Here is a 17750-nt window from a genome sequence, read left to right as displayed (position 1 = left end):
ATTACGGAACGATCCGTTTCGATAGCGGACCGAGGCGGCCCGGCAAATCGGCTCCACCTCGCGAAACAAAAAGGCGGCCGAAGCCGCCTTTCCGAAAGTACGTTCTTGAAGAGCCTTATTCGGCGGCAGCTGCTTCCGCGGCCTTGGCGGCCTCGTCGGCGGCCTTCTTCTCGGCGGCGTCCTGCGCGGCCTTCTCGGCGGCCAGCGCCTGGGCGGCGGCCACTTTCTCGGCCTCGATGCGCGCCTTCTCGGCGTTCAGCGCATCGCGCTCTTCGTCGTTGAGCTTGCGGGCGCGCACGCCGGTGTTTTCCGAAATGCGGGCCGACTTGCCGCGACGGTCACGCAAATAGTACAGCTTGGCGCGACGCACCTTGCCGCGGCGCACGATCTCGACGCCCTCGACCATTGGCGAATAGACCGGGAACACACGCTCCACGCCTTCGCCGTAGGAGATCTTGCGGACGGTAAAGTTTTCCTGGAAGCCGGCGCCGGCGCGGGCGATGACGACGCCCTCATAGGCCTGGACGCGGGTGCGGGTGCCTTCGGTCACGCGGACCTGGACGCGCACGGTGTCGCCGGGCTGGAATTCGGGGAGCTTGCGCTTGGCTTCGATCTTGGCGGCCTGCTCGGCCTCGAGCTGACGGAGGATATCCATCTCATAAATCCACTTCTTGTTCTTCCGACAGTCAGAGCGTCCGACACTCGCCTTGCGGTCGCATCGACCGCTCGGCTATGCCCTTCGTTCGGGAACGTCTGTTCGAGAACATCGGGCAGGGGCGACTACACCGTCATTGTTGACGGGCCAGAAGATCGCTCTTGGCAAATTTTCTTCCGGTTCGGCGCGCACATACAGCTATTTCGGCGCTTTGTCACGTCTTCGCCGTTTCTTTTTTGGCGCTGTTTCTTTTTGGCTGGCGCCCGCTGTGGCAATCCTATGATCGCTTGTGGTCCAGGGGGTTGCGCCCGCGCGTCAAGCTTTCTAAGCCGGAAGATAAGCATTTTCCTCCAGCGACGACACCCCTCATGCCAATCTTGGACGCGGTCCTGCTCTTTCTCGCCGGCTTTCTGTCAGGCGCGGTCAACGCCGTTGCCGGCGGCGGCACGTTCATAACCTTTGGCGCCATGACCCTGGCCGGCCTGCCGCCGATCGTCGCCAATGCGACATCGTCGGTGACGCAGTTTCCTGGCTACATCACCTCGACGCTCGCCTATTGGCACGACATCAAGCATTTCTGGCGCGGCGCACTGCTGCTCAGCCTCATTTCGGGTCTCGGTGCGCTGTCTGGCGCGCTTATCCTTTTAGGGCTCGATAACCCGTCGTTCCGCGCCTTGGTGCCGTGGCTGCTGCTGGCGGCAACCGCATTGTTCGCTGCCGGGCCATGGCTGAAGCCGGCGCCCAAGCCGGAGCATGAGGCCGCGGTGGGTTCGCTGGTCGGGTCGCTGGCGCAGTTCGCCACCGCCGTCTATGGCGGCTTCTTCGGCGCCGGCATGGGCGTCATGATGCTGGCGACGCTCGGTCTCACCCAGTCCGGCGACTATCACCGGCTGAACGCGCTGAAGAACATGCTGGCCGTGGTCATCGCGGCGATAGCTATCCTGGTCTTCGTCTCGGGCGGCGTCATCGCCTGGTTGCAGGCGATCATCATGATCCCGGGTGGCGCGCTCGGCGGCTATGCCGGCGTCTGGATCGCCAGGCGCGTGCCGCAGAACGCGGTGCGCGGCTTCGTCATCGCCGTCGGCCTGTTCCTGGCTTTTTACTATTTCGACAAGGGCTGAGCGGCTAAAAGATCGGGCCTTCGCTCTTTCGTCAGCCTCTCCGCTTCGGCCCGCCGCCAGGCCGCGATCTTCCTGTGATTGCCCGAAATCAGCACTTCGGGAATCGGTCGGCCCTCGAACTCCTGCGGCCGCGTATAATGCGGATGTTCGAGCAGGCCGTTCTCAAAGCTCTCTTCGTCGCCCGATACCGCATTGCCCATGACGCCGGGCAGCAGGCGCACCACGGCGTCGAGCAGCACGAGTGCCGCCGGCTCGCCGCCGGACAGGATGAAATCGCCGATCGAGACTTCTTCCAGCCCCCGCGATTCGATGACCCGCTGGTCGACGCCTTCGAAGCGGCCGCAGACGATCACCGCACCCGGCCCGCCGGCGAGCTCGCGCACACGGCGCTGCATCAGCGGCTTGCCGCGCGGGCTCATCAGCAGGCGCGGACGCGGATCGCCGGGCGGCGAGGCATGGTCGATGGCACGGGCCAGCACGTCTGCCCGCATCACCATGCCGGCGCCGCCGCCGGCCGGTGTGTCATCGACGGTACGGTGACGATCGCTGGCAAAGTCGCGGATCTGGATCGTTTCGAGCGACCAAATGCCGGTCTCGAGCGCGCGGCCGGCCAGCGACAGGCCGAGCGCGCCGGGAAACATCTCGGGATAGAGCGTCAGCACCGAAGCCGAAAAACTCACCGGTTGCCTCCGGCGTCCCTCGGCCCGCGCGGCCTGCCCTTCGGGTCGAAACCGTCGTCACCGGCAGGCTCGCCGTCCTCGTCCTCGACCAACCCTGCGGCGGCTGGATCAACACGGACAAAGCCGCCGGCGATCGACACGTCTGGAACAGCGGCCTGCGTGAACGGGATGAGCACGCCTTTGCGCCCGGCAAGCGTCACGTCGAGAATGTCGCCGCCACCGAAATTATGCACGGCGACGACCTTGCCGATGACCTCACCGGTGTCATCCTTGACCTCCAGTCCGACGAGGTCGGCATGGTAGAATTCATCCTCTTCGCCCTCATCCGGCAACACCGAACGGTCGACGAACAATTCGGTGCCGGCAAGCGCCTCGGCGGCATTGCGATCGTTGACGCCTTTGAACCGCACCACCACCACGGTGTTGGCAGGCCTGATGTCGACGATCTGGAAGGCGCGGCCATCCCTGGTGTAGAGCGGACCGTAATCGGCCAGTGCCAGTGGGTCGCCGGTAAAGCTCTTGACGCGCAATTCGCCCTTGATGCCGTGCGCGGCACCGATCACGGCCATCTGGACGGGGTTTTGCGGCTTGCTCATCTGCGGAAAATCCTTTGCCTTGCTCTAACCCCAGCCCGTCGTCATTTCAATGACGCCGCTCTTCACCGCTTCCTAACCCGCGTGCCGGAAGATGGCCCAGAACTGGAAGAACGGAACTGGAAGATCGCAATGCAGGAATTCCTCATACCGGCGAAACCCGATCTTCAGGCGGCGCGCGAGGCCTGGCTGAAGATGCTGGCGCGAGAACGCCGGCTGTCGCCCGAAACCGTCGAGGCTTATGAACGCGACACGCGCCAGTTCCTGCATTTCCTGACCGGCCATTGCGGCGGCTCGCCCGGCATCTCCGACATCGCCGATCTGCGCCCCGCCGATCTGCGCGGCTTTCTCGCTGCCCGCCGTGCCGAGGGCGCCGGCGCCCGCACGCTCGGACGCGGGCTGGCTGGCATCCGCTCGCTGCTGCGTTTCCTGGAGCGGCGCGGCCTCGCCAATGCGGCAGGTGCGGCAGCCTTACGCGCGCCGCGGCAGCCGAAATCGCTGCCCAAGCCACTGACCGCAGGCGATGCAAAACACGTCGTCTCGGTGGAAGGCCAGCTGGCGGAGGAGCCGTGGATCGCCGCGCGCAACGCCGCCGTGCTGACCCTGCTCTATGGGTCCGGCTTGCGCATTTCCGAGGCGCTCGGCCTGTCGGGCGCCGATCTGTCCTCACCTGGTGAGACCGTGCTGCGCGTCACCGGCAAGGGTGGCAAGACGCGGCTGGTGCCGGTGCTGCCGGTGGCGCTGCGCGCGATTGCCGAATACCGCCGCTTGTGTCCCTATCATCTCGATCCCAAGGGCTTGCTGTTTCGCGGTGCCCGCGGCGGCCCGCTGAACCCGGCAATCGTCCAGCGCGACATGGCCAAGCTGCGCTCGGCGCTCAACCTGCCCGACACAGCGACGCCGCATGCGTTGCGCCATTCCTTCGCCACGCACCTGCTAGGGCGCGGCGGCGACCTGCGCACCATCCAGGAGTTGCTCGGCCATGCCAGCCTGTCGACGACCCAGATATACACCGGCGTCGACACCGCCAGGCTGCTCGAGATTTACGAAGCAGCCCATCCGCGCGCGTGATCGATGCATATATCGGTGGCCATCTCGCAACAATTTGGATGCGCCGGTTAACCGTTTTGCCGCTTTTTGCGCCTAGAACCGCAACATGAAACGCCTCATCGCCATCGCCGACCGCGCGACCCATATGTCGCTGAAGCTGCTTGTCGCGCTCAACGCCCTGTTTTTCCTCTCCTTCCTCATCATCGCGCTGCTCGCCGCGGGCAAGGCACGCGCCGAGACCCCGGCCTGCGCCGGTAGCGATATGCTGAGCGCGCTGCAAAAGGACGACCCGGCTGCCTACCGCAAGATCGAGGCAGACGCGGCAGCGACGCCGAACGGCAAGGGCCTGCTGTGGAAGCTCGAAAAATCAGGCGAAAAACCGTCTTTCCTGTTCGGCACCATGCACGTTACCGACCCGCGCGTCACCACGCTGCCGCCCGCCGCGCAGAAGGCATTCGATGCGGCTGGCACCGTCGTCATCGAGACCACCGAAGTGCTCGACAAGCAGAAGGTGATGGCCACACTGCTGAAAGAGCCGGATCTGATGATGTTCACCGACAAGACGACGCTTTCGTCGCTGCTGTCGCCGGAGGATGCGGCGGTGGTCGACAAGGCGCTCGATGCGCGTGGCATCCCGCCAGCGACCGTCGCCAAGATGAAGCCCTGGTTGCTGTCGGCGACGGTGGCGCTGCCTGCATGCGAAGTCGCCCGCCAGGCTGGCGGTGCGCCGGTGCTCGACGTCAAGCTTGCCAAGGACGCCGAGGCTTCGGGCAAATCGGTCGAGGGGCTGGAGACAATCGCCGACCAGCTGCATGCCATGGCTTCGCTGCCGATCGCCTTTCACCTGAAGGGGCTGGTCGATACGCTGAAGCTTGGCGACAAGGTGAACGACGTCAACGAAACCATGATCGTGCTTTACCGGCGTGGCGACACTGGCATGTACGTACCGCTGTTTCGGGCCGTCATCCCCGAACAGGTCGACGACCAATCGGGTTACGCCGAATTCGAGCAGACCATGATCACCAGCCGCAACAAGGTGATGGTCGATCGGGCAGCGCCGATCCTCGCCCACGGCAATGTCTTCATGGCGGTCGGCGCCATGCACCTTCCCGGCGCGCAAGGCTTGGTCGAGGGTTTCCGCAAGACTGGCTATACGGTGACCGCCGTCAACTGAACAACACGGCGGAGTTGCACACCGAATCATTGCCAAGGCGGGGTCAGTCCTTACTCGTGGCGCGACGGCGGACCAGCCGCGCTTCGTGCCAAGAAACTGAAAAAGGTTCGGTTTGGCTCGATCGAACCCATTTTGCGGTGGAAATGCATGCCTGCAAGCGATTCCGGATCAGAATTGCCCTGTTTTCGGCGTTTTCAACGCCTAATGTGAAACCGATTCAACGATTGTACGTTGATGGCTATTACTTGATGTTTTTCATCCACGGAGGACACTTTTATGGCGAACACACCCAATCCGAACGACCCATTCACCTCGCCGGGCACCGCACGGCCACGCGGCGGCGGCAGCGGCTGGCTGATTGCCCTGGTCGTCGTTATCCTGGCAATTGTCGCCTATTATGTTTTTGGAAGACGTAGCGAGGCACCTGCGCCTGCCGAACCGCCCGCAGCCAGCACACCGGCCCCGGCGCCTGCACCCGCCGAGCCGATGAAGCCGGCCGAACCGGCTCCTGCGCCAGCTCCGGCAACACCCGCTCCGGCTCCGGCTCCGGCAGAACCTGCACCCGCTCCGGCCCCTGCGCCAGCCCCGGCACCAGCACCTGCGCCGGCACCAGCACCGGCCCCTCAGTGATCAGACTGCCGACTTAATATATGAACGGCCCGCTGAAAGGCGGGCCGTTTTGTTTTTGGGAGCAATCGCAGATGTTTCAGCCAATCTCCAAGGTTTGCGATTCTCCGCGTTTGCTCAGATATGGATCGGCTTGAAGAACGTCGCCAATGCCGCCTCCTTTACCGCCTCCGACATTGTCGGATGGGCGTGACAGGTGCGGGCTAGGTCTTCCGACGAGCCGCCAAACTCCATCAGCACGGCCGCCTCGTGGATCATCTCGCCGGCGCCGAAGCCGACGATGTGGACGCCGAGCACACGGTCACTGGCCTTGTCGGCCAGGATTTTCACAAAGCCGTCGGTGTGCAGCATGGCGCGCGCCCGGCCGTTGGCGCTGAACGGAAATTTTCCGGCCTTGTAGTCGATGCCGGCCTTCTTCAATTCTTCTTCGGTCTTGCCGACCGAGGCGATTTCCGGCGTGGTGTAGACGACGCTCGGAATCACGTCATAGTTCACATGACCGGCCTGGCCGGCGATGGTTTCGGCCACCGCCACGCCCTCGTCTTCGGCCTTGTGGGCAAGCATCGGCCCGGCGATGACATCGCCGATGGCGTAGATGCCAGGCACGTTGGTCCTGAGATGACCGTCGGTCTTGACCCGGCCGCGCTCATCGACGTCGACGCCGGCCTCCTTCAGCCCGAGAGCGTCCGAATAGGCCCGTCGTCCCGTCGCAATCAGCACCGCGTCCGCCTCGATCGTCTCGGCCGCTCCGCCTTTGACCGGCTCGAAGGTGACGGTCGCCCCCTTCTTGGCCTTGGCGACGCCGGTCACCTTGGCGCCCAGCCTGAACTCAAAGCCCTGCTTCGACAGCATGCGCTGGAACTGTTTGGAGACCTCGCCATCCATGCCGCCCAGGATGGTGTCGAGGAACTCGACCACGGTGACCTTGGCGCCGAGCCGCGCCCATACCGAGCCGAGCTCTAGACCGATGACACCGCCGCCGACCACCACCAGATGGCCCGGCACCTTGTCCAGCGACAGCGCGCCGGTCGACGAGATGATCACCTTCTCGTCGAAATCGACCTTGACGCCGGGAATGCCGGCGACGTCGGAGCCGGTGGCGATGACGATGTTCTTGGTCTCGATCTCCTCGATCTTGCCGTCATCGGAGGTCACCGACACCTTGCCGGCCGCAACCACCTTGCCGGTGCCACGAAAACTGTCGATCTTGTTCTTCTTGAACAGGAAGGCGACGCCATTGACGTTGGCCGTCACCGTCGCATCCTTGTGCGCCATCATCTTCCCAAGGTTGAGCTTGGGCGCGCCGATCTCGACGCCGAGCGCATCGAAGGAATGGCCGGCCTCGGCAAACATCTCGGACGCATGCAGCAGCGCCTTCGACGGGATGCAGCCGATGTTGAGGCAGGTACCGCCGAAGGTCGGGTTCTTTTCGACCACCGCCGTCTTCAGACCGAGCTGCGCCGCCTTGATGGCGCAGACATAGCCGCCTGGTCCCGATCCGATGATAACGACGTCATAGGCCATAATACTGTCCCTTTTGCTTTAGCGGCCGCCGCCGATTTCCAGATTGGCGCCTGTTGTGTAGGACGCCTCGTCCGACAGCAGCCAGAGAATTGCGGCTGCGACTTCCTCGGCGGTGCCGACGCGCTGCATGGGCACCACCTTGCGCATTCTCTCGGCGCGATCCGGCTGCCCGCCGGAGGCATGAATTTCTGTGTCGATGATGCCCGGGCTGACCGCATTGACACGAATGCCTTCGCCGGCCACTTCGCGGGCAAGCCCGATGGTGAAGGAATCGAGCGCGCCCTTCGAGGCGGCGTAGTCGACATATTGAGCCGGCCCGCCAAGCCTTGCCGCGATCGAAGAAACATTGACGATCGCGCCGCCCTTGCCGCCATGCCTGGTCGACATGCGCTTCACCGCCTCGCGGGCGCAAAGCATCGGTGCGATCACATTGATGCGCATCATGCGCTCCAGCCTTGCAGCGCTCAGCTCGTCGACGCGCGCGCTCTGGTCGACCACGCCGGCATTGTTGACGAGCGCGTCGAGCCGATCGAACCGGGCATCGACAGCCTCGAACATGGCCAACACGTCCCCCTCGCTGGCGACATCGCCCTTGACGGCGAAGGCTTCTCCGCCAGCGGCTTCGATGTCGGCGACCACCGTTTCGGCTGCTTTTGCATTCGACACGTAATTGACCGCAATGCGATAGCCGGCCTTGGCGGCAAGCCTGCATGTAGCGGCGCCAATGCCGCGGCTGCCGCCGGTCACCAGCAGGATTTTTCCGCTCGCGCTCATTCCTGACATCCTTTCAGGGCAAAGACGTCCCAGGGCACCTTGGAAAAGCCGTTGGCGCCATAGGCCGCCGACATCTGCAACGACGCTCCCAGATCGGGAAGGATCAGCTTCTTCGGCGCATCCTTTCCTTCGCCCGGCAGCAACGCGATATTGCCCTGGTCGTCGGCAGTGTAGATGACGCCCTCCCACACGGTGCAGGCGGCGAGCTCGTCGCCGGTGATGTCGCCGGCCGGGCATTTGTACATCAGCGAGCCATGCGGCCGCGCCACGCCCTCGGTCCACATGACGATGCCGTCGAGCACGACGCCCTTGTCGAGCACCATCTTGAAGCTGTTGGTGACGGCGGCCGACTCCCCGGTCGGCCTGAAATCGATCTCGGCGGCGTTCTCAGGTTCGCCATAGACGGCGAGCTCGATGGGACAGGCGGCGAGGGCCGCGGAGACCGTCTGCACGCCGAGTGCGCAGATCGTGACAAACAAACCGGACCGGAAACGAGGGGAATTCATCCGGCGGCGCAGATCCATGCTCCGGCTCACGTCGGCCGCCCCTAGAGGTCGAGCACCAGCCGCTCAGGATCCTCCAGGCTTTCCTTGACCCGCACCAGGAACGTCACCGCTTCCTTGCCGTCGACGATGCGGTGGTCGTAGGACAGCGCCAGATACATCATCGGACGGATGACGATCTGGCCGCCGACCACCATCGGCCGCTCCTGGATCTTGTGCATGCCCAAAATGCCCGACTGCGGCGCATTGAGGATCGGCGTCGACATCAGCGACCCGTAAACGCCACCGTTGGAAATCGTGAACGTGCCGCCTTGCATATCCGCAACCGACAGCTTGCCGTCGCGCGCCGCAAGCCCCAGCCTGCCGATTTCCTTTTCGATTTCGGCGATGGACATCTGGTCGGCATTGCGCACAACCGGCACGACGAGACCTTTCTCGGTGCCGACGGCAACGCCGATATGGGCGTAGTTCTTGAAGATGATGTCGGTGCCGTCGATCTCGGCATTGACCGACGGTATCTCCTTCAGCGCATGGGTGACCGCCTTGGTGAAGAAGCCCATGAAGCCGAGCTTCACCCCGTGCTTCTTCTCGAACACGTCCTTGTATTTGCTCCTCAGCGCCATCACCGCGCTCATGTCGACCTCGTTGAAGGTGGTCAGCATGGCGGCGGTCGATTGCGCTTCCTTGAGGCGGCGCGCGATGGTCTGGCGCAGCTTGGTCATGCGCACGCGCTCCTCGCGCGACGCATCGTCGGCCGAGGACGGCGCACGCGCTGCGACAGGTGCCGGTACAGGGGCGGCCTTCGGCATTTCTGCCGGCTGCGACGGCGCGCCCCTGGCGATCAGGTCGAGCACGTCGCCTTTCAGCACCTGGCCGCGCTTGCCCGAGCCCGACACCTGGTCGACCGCGAGATTGTGCTCGGCCAGCAGCTTTGCCGCCGACGGCGCCGGCGGCATGGTGCGTGTCTCGATGGCGCCGGCGTCGCCGGCGATCTTGGCCGTCTCGGCGGCGGCCTGCTTGACGCTCGAGGCCGCAGTCGGAGCCGAGGCCTGCGACACCGCCTCCTGCTTCGTTGCCGGGGCGGCGGCAGCATCGGCTGCTCCGCCTGCCGAAATCGTGCCGAGCAGTGCGCCGACGCCGACCGTCTCGCCTTCCTTGACGGCGATCTCGGCGAGCGTGCCCGCGGCGGCGGCCGGCACTTCCACCGTCACCTTGTCGGTTTCGAGCTCGACCAGCGGCTCATCGGCGGTGATCGCGTCGCCGACCTTCTTGAACCATTTGCCGATAGTCGCCTCGGTGACGGATTCACCAAGTGTCGGGACGCGGATTTCGGTTGCCATTGTGCCTGTCCGTTTCTTTCGGTTCTGTTCTATTCACCAAGCGCGTCGTCGAGCAAGGCGGCAAGCTGGGCGAGATGCTTGGACATCAATCCGGTCGCCGGCGAGGCGGCGGCCGACCGGCCGGTATAGCGCACCCGCTGATGCTTGGCGTCGATATGCGCCAGCACCCATTCGAGATACGGATCGATGAACGACCAGGCGCCCATGTTCTTGGGCTCTTCCTGGCACCACACCATCTCGGCATTGCGGAAGCGCGACAGTTCGGTGATCAGCGCCTTGGCCGGGAACGGATAGAGCTGCTCGACGCGCAGCAAATAGATGTCGTTGATGCCGCGCTTCTCGCGCTCCTCGTAGAGGTCGTAATAGACCTTGCCCGAACAGAGCACGACACGGCGGATCTTCGAATCCTTGGTGAGCTTGATGGCCTGGCCCGACAGCAGCTGGGCATCGTCCCACAACAGCCGGTGAAAGGCGCTTTCGCCCGACATCTCCGGCAGCGTCGATACCGCCCGCTTGTGGCGCAGCAGCGACTTCGGCGTCATCAGGATCAGAGGCTTGCGGAAGTCCCGCTTCAATTGCCGGCGCAAGATGTGGAAGTAATTGGCCGGCGTCGTGACGTTGGCGACCTGCATGTTGTCTTCGGCGCAAAGCTGCAGGAAGCGCTCGAGCCGGGCCGACGAATGCTCAGGCCCCTGGCCTTCATAGCCGTGCGGCAGCAGGCAGACGAGGCCCGACATTCTGAGCCATTTGCGCTCGCCCGACGAGATGAACTGGTCGAACACCACCTGGGCGCCGTTGGCGAAGTCGCCGAACTGCGCTTCCCACAGCGTCAGCGCCTTCGGCTCGGCCAGCGAGTAGCCATATTCGAAGCCGAGCACGGCCTCTTCCGACAGCATCGAGTTGATGACCTCGAAACCGGCCTGCGCCGCGGACAGATTGTTGAGCGGGATGTAGCGTGTCTCGTCGCGCTGGTCATAGAGCACGGAATGGCGCTGCGAGAAGGTGCCGCGCTCCGAATCCTGTCCGGACAGCCGGATCGGATTGCCGTCGAGCAGGATGGCGCCGAAGGCCAGTGCCTCGGCCGTCGACCAATCGATGCCTTCACCGGACTCGATCGCCTGGCGGCGGTTGTCGAGGAAGCGGATGATCGTCCTGTGCGCCTCGAAATCCTTCGGCACCTCGGTCAGTTTCTTGCCGATCTCCTTCAGCGTCTTGACCGGCACGGCGGTCTTGCCGCGCCGCTGTTCGTCCTGGTTGTCGGCCGAGCGCAGGCCGGACCACGCGCCGTCCAGCCAATCCGCCTTGTTCGGCTTGTAATGCTGGCCGACCTCGAATTCCTGCTCGAGATGCGCCCGCCAATCGGCCTTCATCTTTTCGAACTCGACCTGGGTGATGTGGCTTTCGGAAATCAGCCGGTCGGCATAGATCTGCACCGTCGTCTTCTGGTTGCGGATCTTGCGATACATGATCGGCTGGGTGAAGGCGGGCTCGTCGCCCTCATTGTGGCCGAAGCGGCGGTAACAGAACATGTCCACCACGACAGGCTTGTGGAACTTCATGCGGAATTCGATCGCCACCTTGGTCGCATGGACCACAGCTTCCGGATCGTCGCCATTGACGTGAAAGATAGGCGCCTCGATCATCTTGGCCACATCGGACGGATAGGGCGACGAGCGCGAAAAGCGCGGGTTGGTGGTGAAGCCGATCTGGTTGTTGATGATGAAATGCAGCGTGCCGGCGACGCGGTGGCCGCGCAGGCCCGACAGGCCGAGGATTTCGGCAATCACGCCCTGGCCGGCAAAGGCGGCGTCGCCATGCAACAGCAGCGGCAGCACCTTGGCGCGCTCTTCCAGCGGAACGATCTCCTCGCGGCTGCGACCGAACAGATAGTCCTGCTTGGCGCGCGCCTTGCCCATCACCACCGGGTCGACGATTTCCAGATGCGAGGGATTGGCAGTCAGCGACAGATGCACCTTGTTGCCGTCGAACTCGCGATCCGACGAGGCACCGAGATGGTACTTCACGTCGCCCGAGCCTTCGACCTCGTCGGGCGCGGCCGAGCCGCCCTTGAACTCATGGAAAATGGCGCGATGCGGCTTGGCCATCACCTGCGACAGCACGTTCAGCCGGCCGCGATGCGCCATGCCGAGCACGATCTCCTTCATGCCGAGCTGGCCGCCGCGCTTGATGATCTGCTCCAGCGCCGGGATCAGCGATTCGCCGCCATCGAGGCCGAAGCGCTTGGTACCCTTGTACTTGACGTCGATGAACTGCTCGAAGCCTTCCGCCTCGACCAGCTTCTGCAGGATCGCCTTCTTGCCGGCTGCAGTGAAGGAGATCTCCTTGTCGGTGCCCTCGATGCGCGCCTGGATCCAGGCCTTCTCCTCGGGATCGGAAATATGCATGAATTCGACGCCGAGCGTCGAGCAATAGGTCCGGGTCAGGATATCGAGCATCTGCCGGATGGTGCCGAATTCCAGCCCGAGCACATTGTCGAGGAAGATCGGCCGGTCGTAGTCGGCTTCGGTGAAGCCGTAATTCTCCGGCGACAGCTCGTTATAATCCTCGAGCGGCTTGGCAATGCCGAGCGGATCGAGATTGGCGTGCAGGTGGCCGCGCATGCGGAAGGCGCGGATCATCATGATGGCGCGGACGGAATCGCGCGTCGCCTGATGCACGTCGGCGTCGGAAAGCGCTGCGCCGTTGCCGACCGCCCTGTCCTTGACCTTCTTTTCGATGTGCTTTTCGACCAGGCCCCAATTGCCGTCCAGCGCCGAGACCAACTCGCCATTGGCCTGCATCGGCCATGAGGGCTTGGCCCAAGAGGCGCCCTCGGCATTCTTGCGCACGTCGCCGGCGTCGTCCTTCAGCGCCGCGAAGAAATCCTGCCATTCGGGATCGACCGAAGCGGGATCGTCCTCATAGGCGGCATAAAGCGCGTCGATATAATCGGCATTGCCGCCATAGAGGAAAGAGGTAAGCGAAAACTGGTCGTTGGCCTGATCTTGTCTTGCCATGTCACTGTCGAAGCCTTTGCTTCGTCTCCTTTGTTGGAGGGGAGTACGGGAATAGGGGAGTAAGGGAGTAGGGCAAATGCCCTCTTCTTGTTCCCTACTCCCCTATTCCCGCACTCCCTTACTCCCCTAACCCTTGATCGCCTCGACCAGCGTCGTGCCGAGCCGGGCCGGCGACGGCGAAACCTTGATGCCGGCCGATTCCATCGCCGCGATCTTGTCTTCCGCGCCGCCCTTGCCGCCGGAGATGACCGCGCCTGCATGGCCCATGGTGCGGCCCGCCGGCGCGGTGCGCCCGGCGATGAAGCCTGCCATCGGCTTGCTGCGGCCGCGCTTTGCCTCGTCTTTGAGGAACTGCGCGGCGTCTTCCTCGGCCGAACCGCCGATCTCACCGATCATGATGATCGACTTGGTCTCGTCGTCGGCGAGGAACATCTCCAGCACGTCGATGAACTCCGTGCCTTTGACCGGATCACCGCCGATGCCGACGGCGGTGGTCTGGCCGAGACCGACATTGGTGGTCTGGAACACCGCCTCATAGGTAAGCGTTCCCGAGCGCGAAACAACGCCGACCGAGCCCTTGCGGAAGATGTTGCCGGGCATGATGCCGATCTTGCATTGGTCGGGGGTCAGCACGCCGGGACAGTTCGGCCCGATAAGCCGCGATTTCGAGCGGTCGAGCCTCGCCTTGACCTTGATCATGTCCATCACCGGTATGCCCTCGGTGATGCAGACGATCAACGGGATCTCGGCCTCGATCGCTTCCAGAATCGCTTCGGCAGCACCCGCCGGCGGCACGTAGACGACGGAGGCATTGGCGCCGGTCTTGGCCTTACCTTCGGCTACGGTGGCGAAGATCGGCAGTGCCTCGCCCTTGGCGCCGGTCCAGGTCTCGCCGCCCTTCTTGGGGTGGATGCCGCCGACCATTTTGGTGCCGTGATAGGCCAGCGCCTGTTCGGTGTGGAACGTCCCGGTCTTGCCGGTCAGGCCCTGCACCAGCACCTTGGTGTTCTTGTCGACGAGAATGGACATCGGAGCCCTTTTCTAAAAACCGTTGATCGAGGATGGCGAGACGCGCCGGTAGACGCCGCTTACCATGTCTTGCCAGCTATCGCTGCCGGCAGATTTGAAATGCAGTCGCATGCGGTAGGTGTCGGCATCGTCAAAAATATACGTCACGCGCGCCGCGTCGCGCGGCGACGACCGATCCAGAACCAGCTCGCTGCCGTTCCAAGTGCCGGTGGCGGGCGATGCCGGCACGAACCCCATCGAGTCGAACTGATGCAGGGTGACGAGGCTGTTCTGCTGATCGAAGCCGAACACATTGTGCGAGCCGAACGAAACCGTGCCGTCGCGGCGCTGGCGATAGCGCTGCACCACGAACAGGCCGCCGAATTGCGCCTCGGCCAGCACTTCCGAAGTCGCCGTACCGGCGTCGGCCCACTGAGTGCCCGAAATCTCTTCCTCGCCACGCCAGGCACCGACCAGCGCCTGCAGGCGCTGGTGATCGGCCGAGAGGGAGGAGAACGGTGCCGCGTTCATGGTCAGAGCCGCTTCAGCTCGGTGACGGTGAGGTCGCTCTTGGCGTTGCCGGTGTTGAGCGTCGTCGCCGGCTCGAACATCAGCACGACAGGTTCTTCGCTCAGCGAGCGCGGACGGTGCTCGACGGCGCGCGGCACGACGATGAAATCGCCGCTGCCAAGCTCCACCGTGCCGTCGCGGAAGTCGATGGCGATGCGGCCGCGCAGCACCAGGAAGGCTTCATCCTCATTGTCATGCGCGTGCCAGTCGAAGACATCGCCGAACTTGGCGATCTTGACCTGGGAATCGTTAACGTCACCGGCAATGTGCGGATCGAAGACCTTTTTGATCTTCGCGTCCGCCGCTTCGACGAGGTTTATCTTGCGCGGAGGCATCGCCTAGCGACCCTGACCATGAAGTTCAGTTTTCAAGCTGGGCATCTTTGGTTTCCGTGAACGACAGCACCGATCCATTGGCTACCGGCGCGCCGCGTCGTTACGACCTGCACCGATAGATTGCCGCCAGACGTTCTCAATTTGCCAAGGGACTTGGGATCATCATCGGCCTGGAACTTGCTGCCGTATTTGGTCAGAAGCGTTCTCAGGATCATGTTGGCAGCCCGCTTTGGATCGTTGGTGCCGAAGGAGACAAGGCAGTCGCAGCGACCGCTCCAATTTTTGATCGAGGCAACGATCTCTGTAGCCTTGTAGACTTGGAGTCCGTCGGATCCGGCCTTGAACCCGCTCTCACGGGCAACGGCGTCGAACCTGCCAAAGCTGGGTGCTGTCGCCGGACATAAATTCATGAAGAGATTGACCCTCTTGCCGATCCAGGCGGGCGACGTCGAACTATCCGCAGCCTCAGCCGCGCTGGCCCAAAAGGCCATGCCGCAGAACGCTATGGCCAGCATGCGCCGCATCAGCCGCCCTTCACCGCCGCGACAATCTTCTTGGCTGCGTCATCGAGGTCATCGGCCGACACCACGTTCAGCCCGCTGTCGTTGATGATTTTCTTGCCGAGCTCGGCATTGGTGCCTTCCAGCCGCACCACCAGCGGCACCTGCAGGCCAACCTCCTTGACCGCGGCGATGACGCCCTCGGCGATGATGTCGCACTTCATGATGCCGCCGAAGATGTTGATCAGAATGCCTTTGACCGCCGGATCCTTGGTGATGATCTTGAACGCCGCCGTCACCTTCTCTTTCGACGCGCCGCCGCCGACATCGAGGAAGTTGGCGGGCTCGGCGCCATAAAGCTTGATGATGTCCATCGTCGCCATGGCGAGGCCGGCGCCGTTGACCATGCAGCCGATATTGCCGTCGAGCGCGACATAGGCGAGGTCGTATTTCGACGCCTCGATCTCCTTCTCGTCCTCTTCGGTGGTGTCACGCAATTCGAGCACGTCCGGGTGACGGAACAGCGCATTGTTGTCGAACGACACTTTTGCGTCGAGCACGCGCAGCCGGCCGCTCTTCATGACGATCAACGGGTTGACCTCGAGCAGGCTCATGTCCTTCTCGACAAACGCCTTGTAGAGGATCGGAAACAGGGTCGCGCCATCCTTGGCGGCGTCGCCGTCGAGCCTCAGTGCGGCGTTGAGCTTCTTCACATCGTCGGCCGTCACGCCCTTTTCCGGGTCGATGGCGACGGTAATGATCTTTTCCGGCGTGTCGTGGGCGACCGCCTCGATGTCCATGCCGCCCTCGGTCGAGACGACGAAGGCGACGCGCCCGACCGAACGGTCGACCAGGATCGACAGATAGAGTTCGCGCTCGATGTCGGCGCCGTCCTCGATATAGAGCCGGTTGACCTGCTTGCCGGCCGGGCCGGTCTGCTTGGTGACCAGCGTATGGCCGAGCATCTCCTTGGCGTTGGCGACGACCTCGGCCACCGACTTCGCCAGCCTGACGCCGCCCTTGGCATCGAGGCCGAGCTCCTTGAACTTGCCCTTGCCGCGGCCGCCGGCATGGATCTGGCTCTTGACCACATAGAGCGGGCCGGGCAGCGCCTTGGCGGCGGCTTCCGCCTCGTTCGCCTTGAACACCGGCACGCCCTCGGCCACGGGTGCGCCAAAACCTTTCAGCAGCGCCTTGCCCTGATATTCATGGATGTTCATGCGCTATGTCTCCAGCTTGCTTGGCGGGCTTGGTTGCCGGCTTACTTGGCCGCGAGATGCGGAGCGATCTTGACGCAGGCGTCGCAGAGGCCCTGCACCGCCGCGACCGAACTGTCGAACATCTTCTGCTCGCTTTTCGAGAGCTCGATCTCGATGATCCGCTCGACGCCGCCGGCGCCGATTACCACGGGAACGCCGACATAGGTGTTCTTGACGCCATATTGGCCCGAAAGATACGCCGCACAGGGCAGCACCCGCTTCTTGTCCTTGAGATAGGCTTCGGCCATGGCGATGGCCGAGGCGGCCGGCGCGTAGAAGGCAGAGCCCGTCTTGAGCAGGCCGACGATCTCGGCGCCGCCGTCGCGGGTACGCTGCACGATCTGGTCGAGCCGCTCCTTCGAGGTCCAGCCCATCTTGATGAGGTCGGGCAGCGGGATGCCGGCAACCGTCGAATAGCGGATCATCGGCACCATGGAATCGCCGTGGCCGCCGAGCACGAAGGCAGTGACGTCCTCGACAGAGACTTTGAATTCTTCCGCGAGGAAATAGCGGAAGCGCGAGCTGTCGAGCACGCCGGCCATGCCGACGACATGGCTCTTCGGCAGGCCGGAAAACTTCTGCAGCGCCCAGACCATGGCGTCCAGCGGATTGGTGATGCAGATGACGAAGGCTTTCGGCGCGTATTTCTTGAGGCCGGCGCCGACCTGCTCCATCACCTTCAGATTGATGCCCAGAAGATCGTCGCGGCTCATGCCGGGCTTGCGCGGCACGCCGGCGGTGACGATGCAGACGTCGGCGCCCTCGATGCCGGCATAGTCGTTGACGCCGGTCAGTCTGGAGTCGAACCCATCGACCGGCGACGACTGCGCGATGTCCAGCCCCTTGCCTTGCGGGATGCCTTCGGCGATATCGAACAGCACGACGTCACCGAGATCCTTGAGGCCGACCATGTGGGCGAGGGTGCCGCCGATCATGCCCGAGCCGATGAGCGCTATCTTGTTGCGTGCCATGTCAGGATGTTTTCCCTTTGACTATGACGGCGCCCAAATCCTTGACGAT

The 17750-nt window shown here is 63.6% G+C and carries 17 protein-coding genes; 3 read left to right on the top strand and 14 right to left on the bottom strand.

Going from position 1 to position 17750, the window contains the following annotated elements:
• Positions 1 to 115: 115 nt before the first annotated feature.
• On the bottom strand, positions 116 to 655 hold the full coding sequence (gene rplS / locus NKH21_RS23740; protein ID WP_254817835.1) for a 50S ribosomal protein L19: 540 nt from the start codon (positions 653 to 655) through the stop codon (positions 116 to 118).
• Positions 656 to 1023: 368 nt separating this feature from the next.
• Between rplS and NKH21_RS23735 the strand changes: the two genes are divergently transcribed.
• Complete coding sequence (locus NKH21_RS23735; RefSeq protein WP_352668068.1) at positions 1024 to 1776, top strand: sulfite exporter TauE/SafE family protein; 753 nt, start codon at positions 1024 to 1026, stop codon at positions 1774 to 1776.
• Here the strand turns inward: NKH21_RS23735 and trmD are convergent.
• Both trmD and rimM read right to left on the bottom strand, forming a co-directional pair.
• Complete coding sequence (gene trmD, locus NKH21_RS23730) at positions 1758 to 2456, bottom strand: tRNA (guanosine(37)-N1)-methyltransferase TrmD (RefSeq protein WP_352668066.1); 699 nt, start codon at positions 2454 to 2456, stop codon at positions 1758 to 1760. The genes NKH21_RS23735 and trmD overlap by 19 nt on opposite strands.
• Positions 2453 to 3052: a ribosome maturation factor RimM gene (rimM, locus tag NKH21_RS23725; protein ID WP_352867868.1), complete on the bottom strand. Its 600-nt coding sequence runs from the start codon at positions 3050 to 3052 to the stop codon at positions 2453 to 2455. The genes trmD and rimM overlap by 4 nt, the downstream gene beginning before the upstream one ends.
• 129 nt (positions 3053 to 3181) lie before the next feature.
• Here rimM and NKH21_RS23720 point away from each other — a divergent pair, with 129 nt between their 5' ends.
• Together NKH21_RS23720 and NKH21_RS23715 are read left to right on the top strand one after the other, a co-directional pair.
• A complete protein-coding gene (locus NKH21_RS23720) occupies positions 3182 to 4120 on the top strand; it encodes a tyrosine recombinase XerC (protein ID WP_352668062.1) in 939 nt (312 codons plus the stop codon).
• A gap of 85 nt (positions 4121 to 4205) precedes the next feature.
• Complete coding sequence (locus NKH21_RS23715) at positions 4206 to 5273, top strand: TraB/GumN family protein (protein ID WP_352668060.1); 1068 nt, start codon at positions 4206 to 4208, stop codon at positions 5271 to 5273.
• A 744-nt stretch (positions 5274 to 6017) separates the two neighbouring features.
• Here the strand turns inward: NKH21_RS23715 and lpdA are convergent.
• The 11 genes from lpdA to mdh all read right to left on the bottom strand — a co-directional run bounded on the left by lpdA (position 6018) and on the right by mdh (position 17701).
• Positions 6018 to 7424, bottom strand: a complete 1407-nt coding sequence (lpdA, locus tag NKH21_RS23710; RefSeq protein WP_352668058.1) for a dihydrolipoyl dehydrogenase — start codon at positions 7422 to 7424, stop codon at positions 6018 to 6020.
• Positions 7425 to 7442: 18 nt separating this feature from the next.
• On the bottom strand, positions 7443 to 8198 hold the full coding sequence (locus tag NKH21_RS23705; RefSeq protein WP_352867863.1) for an SDR family oxidoreductase: 756 nt from the start codon (positions 8196 to 8198) through the stop codon (positions 7443 to 7445).
• Entirely contained in the window at positions 8195 to 8722 is a 528-nt protein-coding gene (locus NKH21_RS23700) for a hypothetical protein (RefSeq protein WP_352867861.1), read from the bottom strand. Before NKH21_RS23700 ends, NKH21_RS23705 begins: the two co-directional genes overlap by 4 nt.
• 23 nt (positions 8723 to 8745) lie before the next feature.
• Positions 8746 to 10041: a 2-oxoglutarate dehydrogenase complex dihydrolipoyllysine-residue succinyltransferase gene (odhB, locus tag NKH21_RS23695; protein WP_352867858.1), complete on the bottom strand. Its 1296-nt coding sequence runs from the start codon at positions 10039 to 10041 to the stop codon at positions 8746 to 8748.
• A 29-nt stretch (positions 10042 to 10070) separates the two neighbouring features.
• Entirely contained in the window at positions 10071 to 13058 is a 2988-nt protein-coding gene (locus NKH21_RS23690; RefSeq protein WP_352867855.1) for a 2-oxoglutarate dehydrogenase E1 component, read from the bottom strand.
• A gap of 126 nt (positions 13059 to 13184) precedes the next feature.
• On the bottom strand, positions 13185 to 14087 hold the full coding sequence (sucD, locus tag NKH21_RS23685) for a succinate--CoA ligase subunit alpha (protein WP_352719356.1): 903 nt from the start codon (positions 14085 to 14087) through the stop codon (positions 13185 to 13187).
• Positions 14088 to 14099: 12 nt separating this feature from the next.
• On the bottom strand, positions 14100 to 14597 hold the full coding sequence (locus tag NKH21_RS23680; protein WP_352867852.1) for a DUF1579 family protein: 498 nt from the start codon (positions 14595 to 14597) through the stop codon (positions 14100 to 14102).
• A 2-nt stretch (positions 14598 to 14599) separates the two neighbouring features.
• On the bottom strand, positions 14600 to 14971 hold the full coding sequence (locus NKH21_RS23675) for a cupin domain-containing protein (RefSeq protein WP_352867850.1): 372 nt from the start codon (positions 14969 to 14971) through the stop codon (positions 14600 to 14602).
• 32 nt (positions 14972 to 15003) lie between these two features.
• A complete protein-coding gene (locus NKH21_RS23670) occupies positions 15004 to 15495 on the bottom strand; it encodes a hypothetical protein (RefSeq protein WP_352867847.1) in 492 nt (163 codons plus the stop codon).
• Positions 15495 to 16691: an ADP-forming succinate--CoA ligase subunit beta gene (sucC, locus tag NKH21_RS23665; RefSeq protein WP_352867844.1), complete on the bottom strand. Its 1197-nt coding sequence runs from the start codon at positions 16689 to 16691 to the stop codon at positions 15495 to 15497. The genes NKH21_RS23670 and sucC overlap by 1 nt, the downstream gene beginning before the upstream one ends.
• 41 nt (positions 16692 to 16732) lie before the next feature.
• The gene (gene mdh / locus NKH21_RS23660; protein WP_352668043.1) at positions 16733 to 17701 is read right to left on the bottom strand and encodes a malate dehydrogenase; all 969 of its coding nucleotides are present in this window, start codon (positions 17699 to 17701) and stop codon (positions 16733 to 16735) included.
• Positions 17702 to 17750 lie beyond the last annotated feature (49 nt).

It is taken from the genome of Mesorhizobium sp. M1329 (genome assembly GCF_040318035.1).
In the GTDB taxonomy this organism is placed as follows: Bacteria; Pseudomonadota; Alphaproteobacteria; order Rhizobiales; family Rhizobiaceae; genus Mesorhizobium.
The sequence above is the reverse complement of the archived record's forward strand: the minus strand, read 5'-3'. Positions and strand labels throughout refer to the sequence as shown.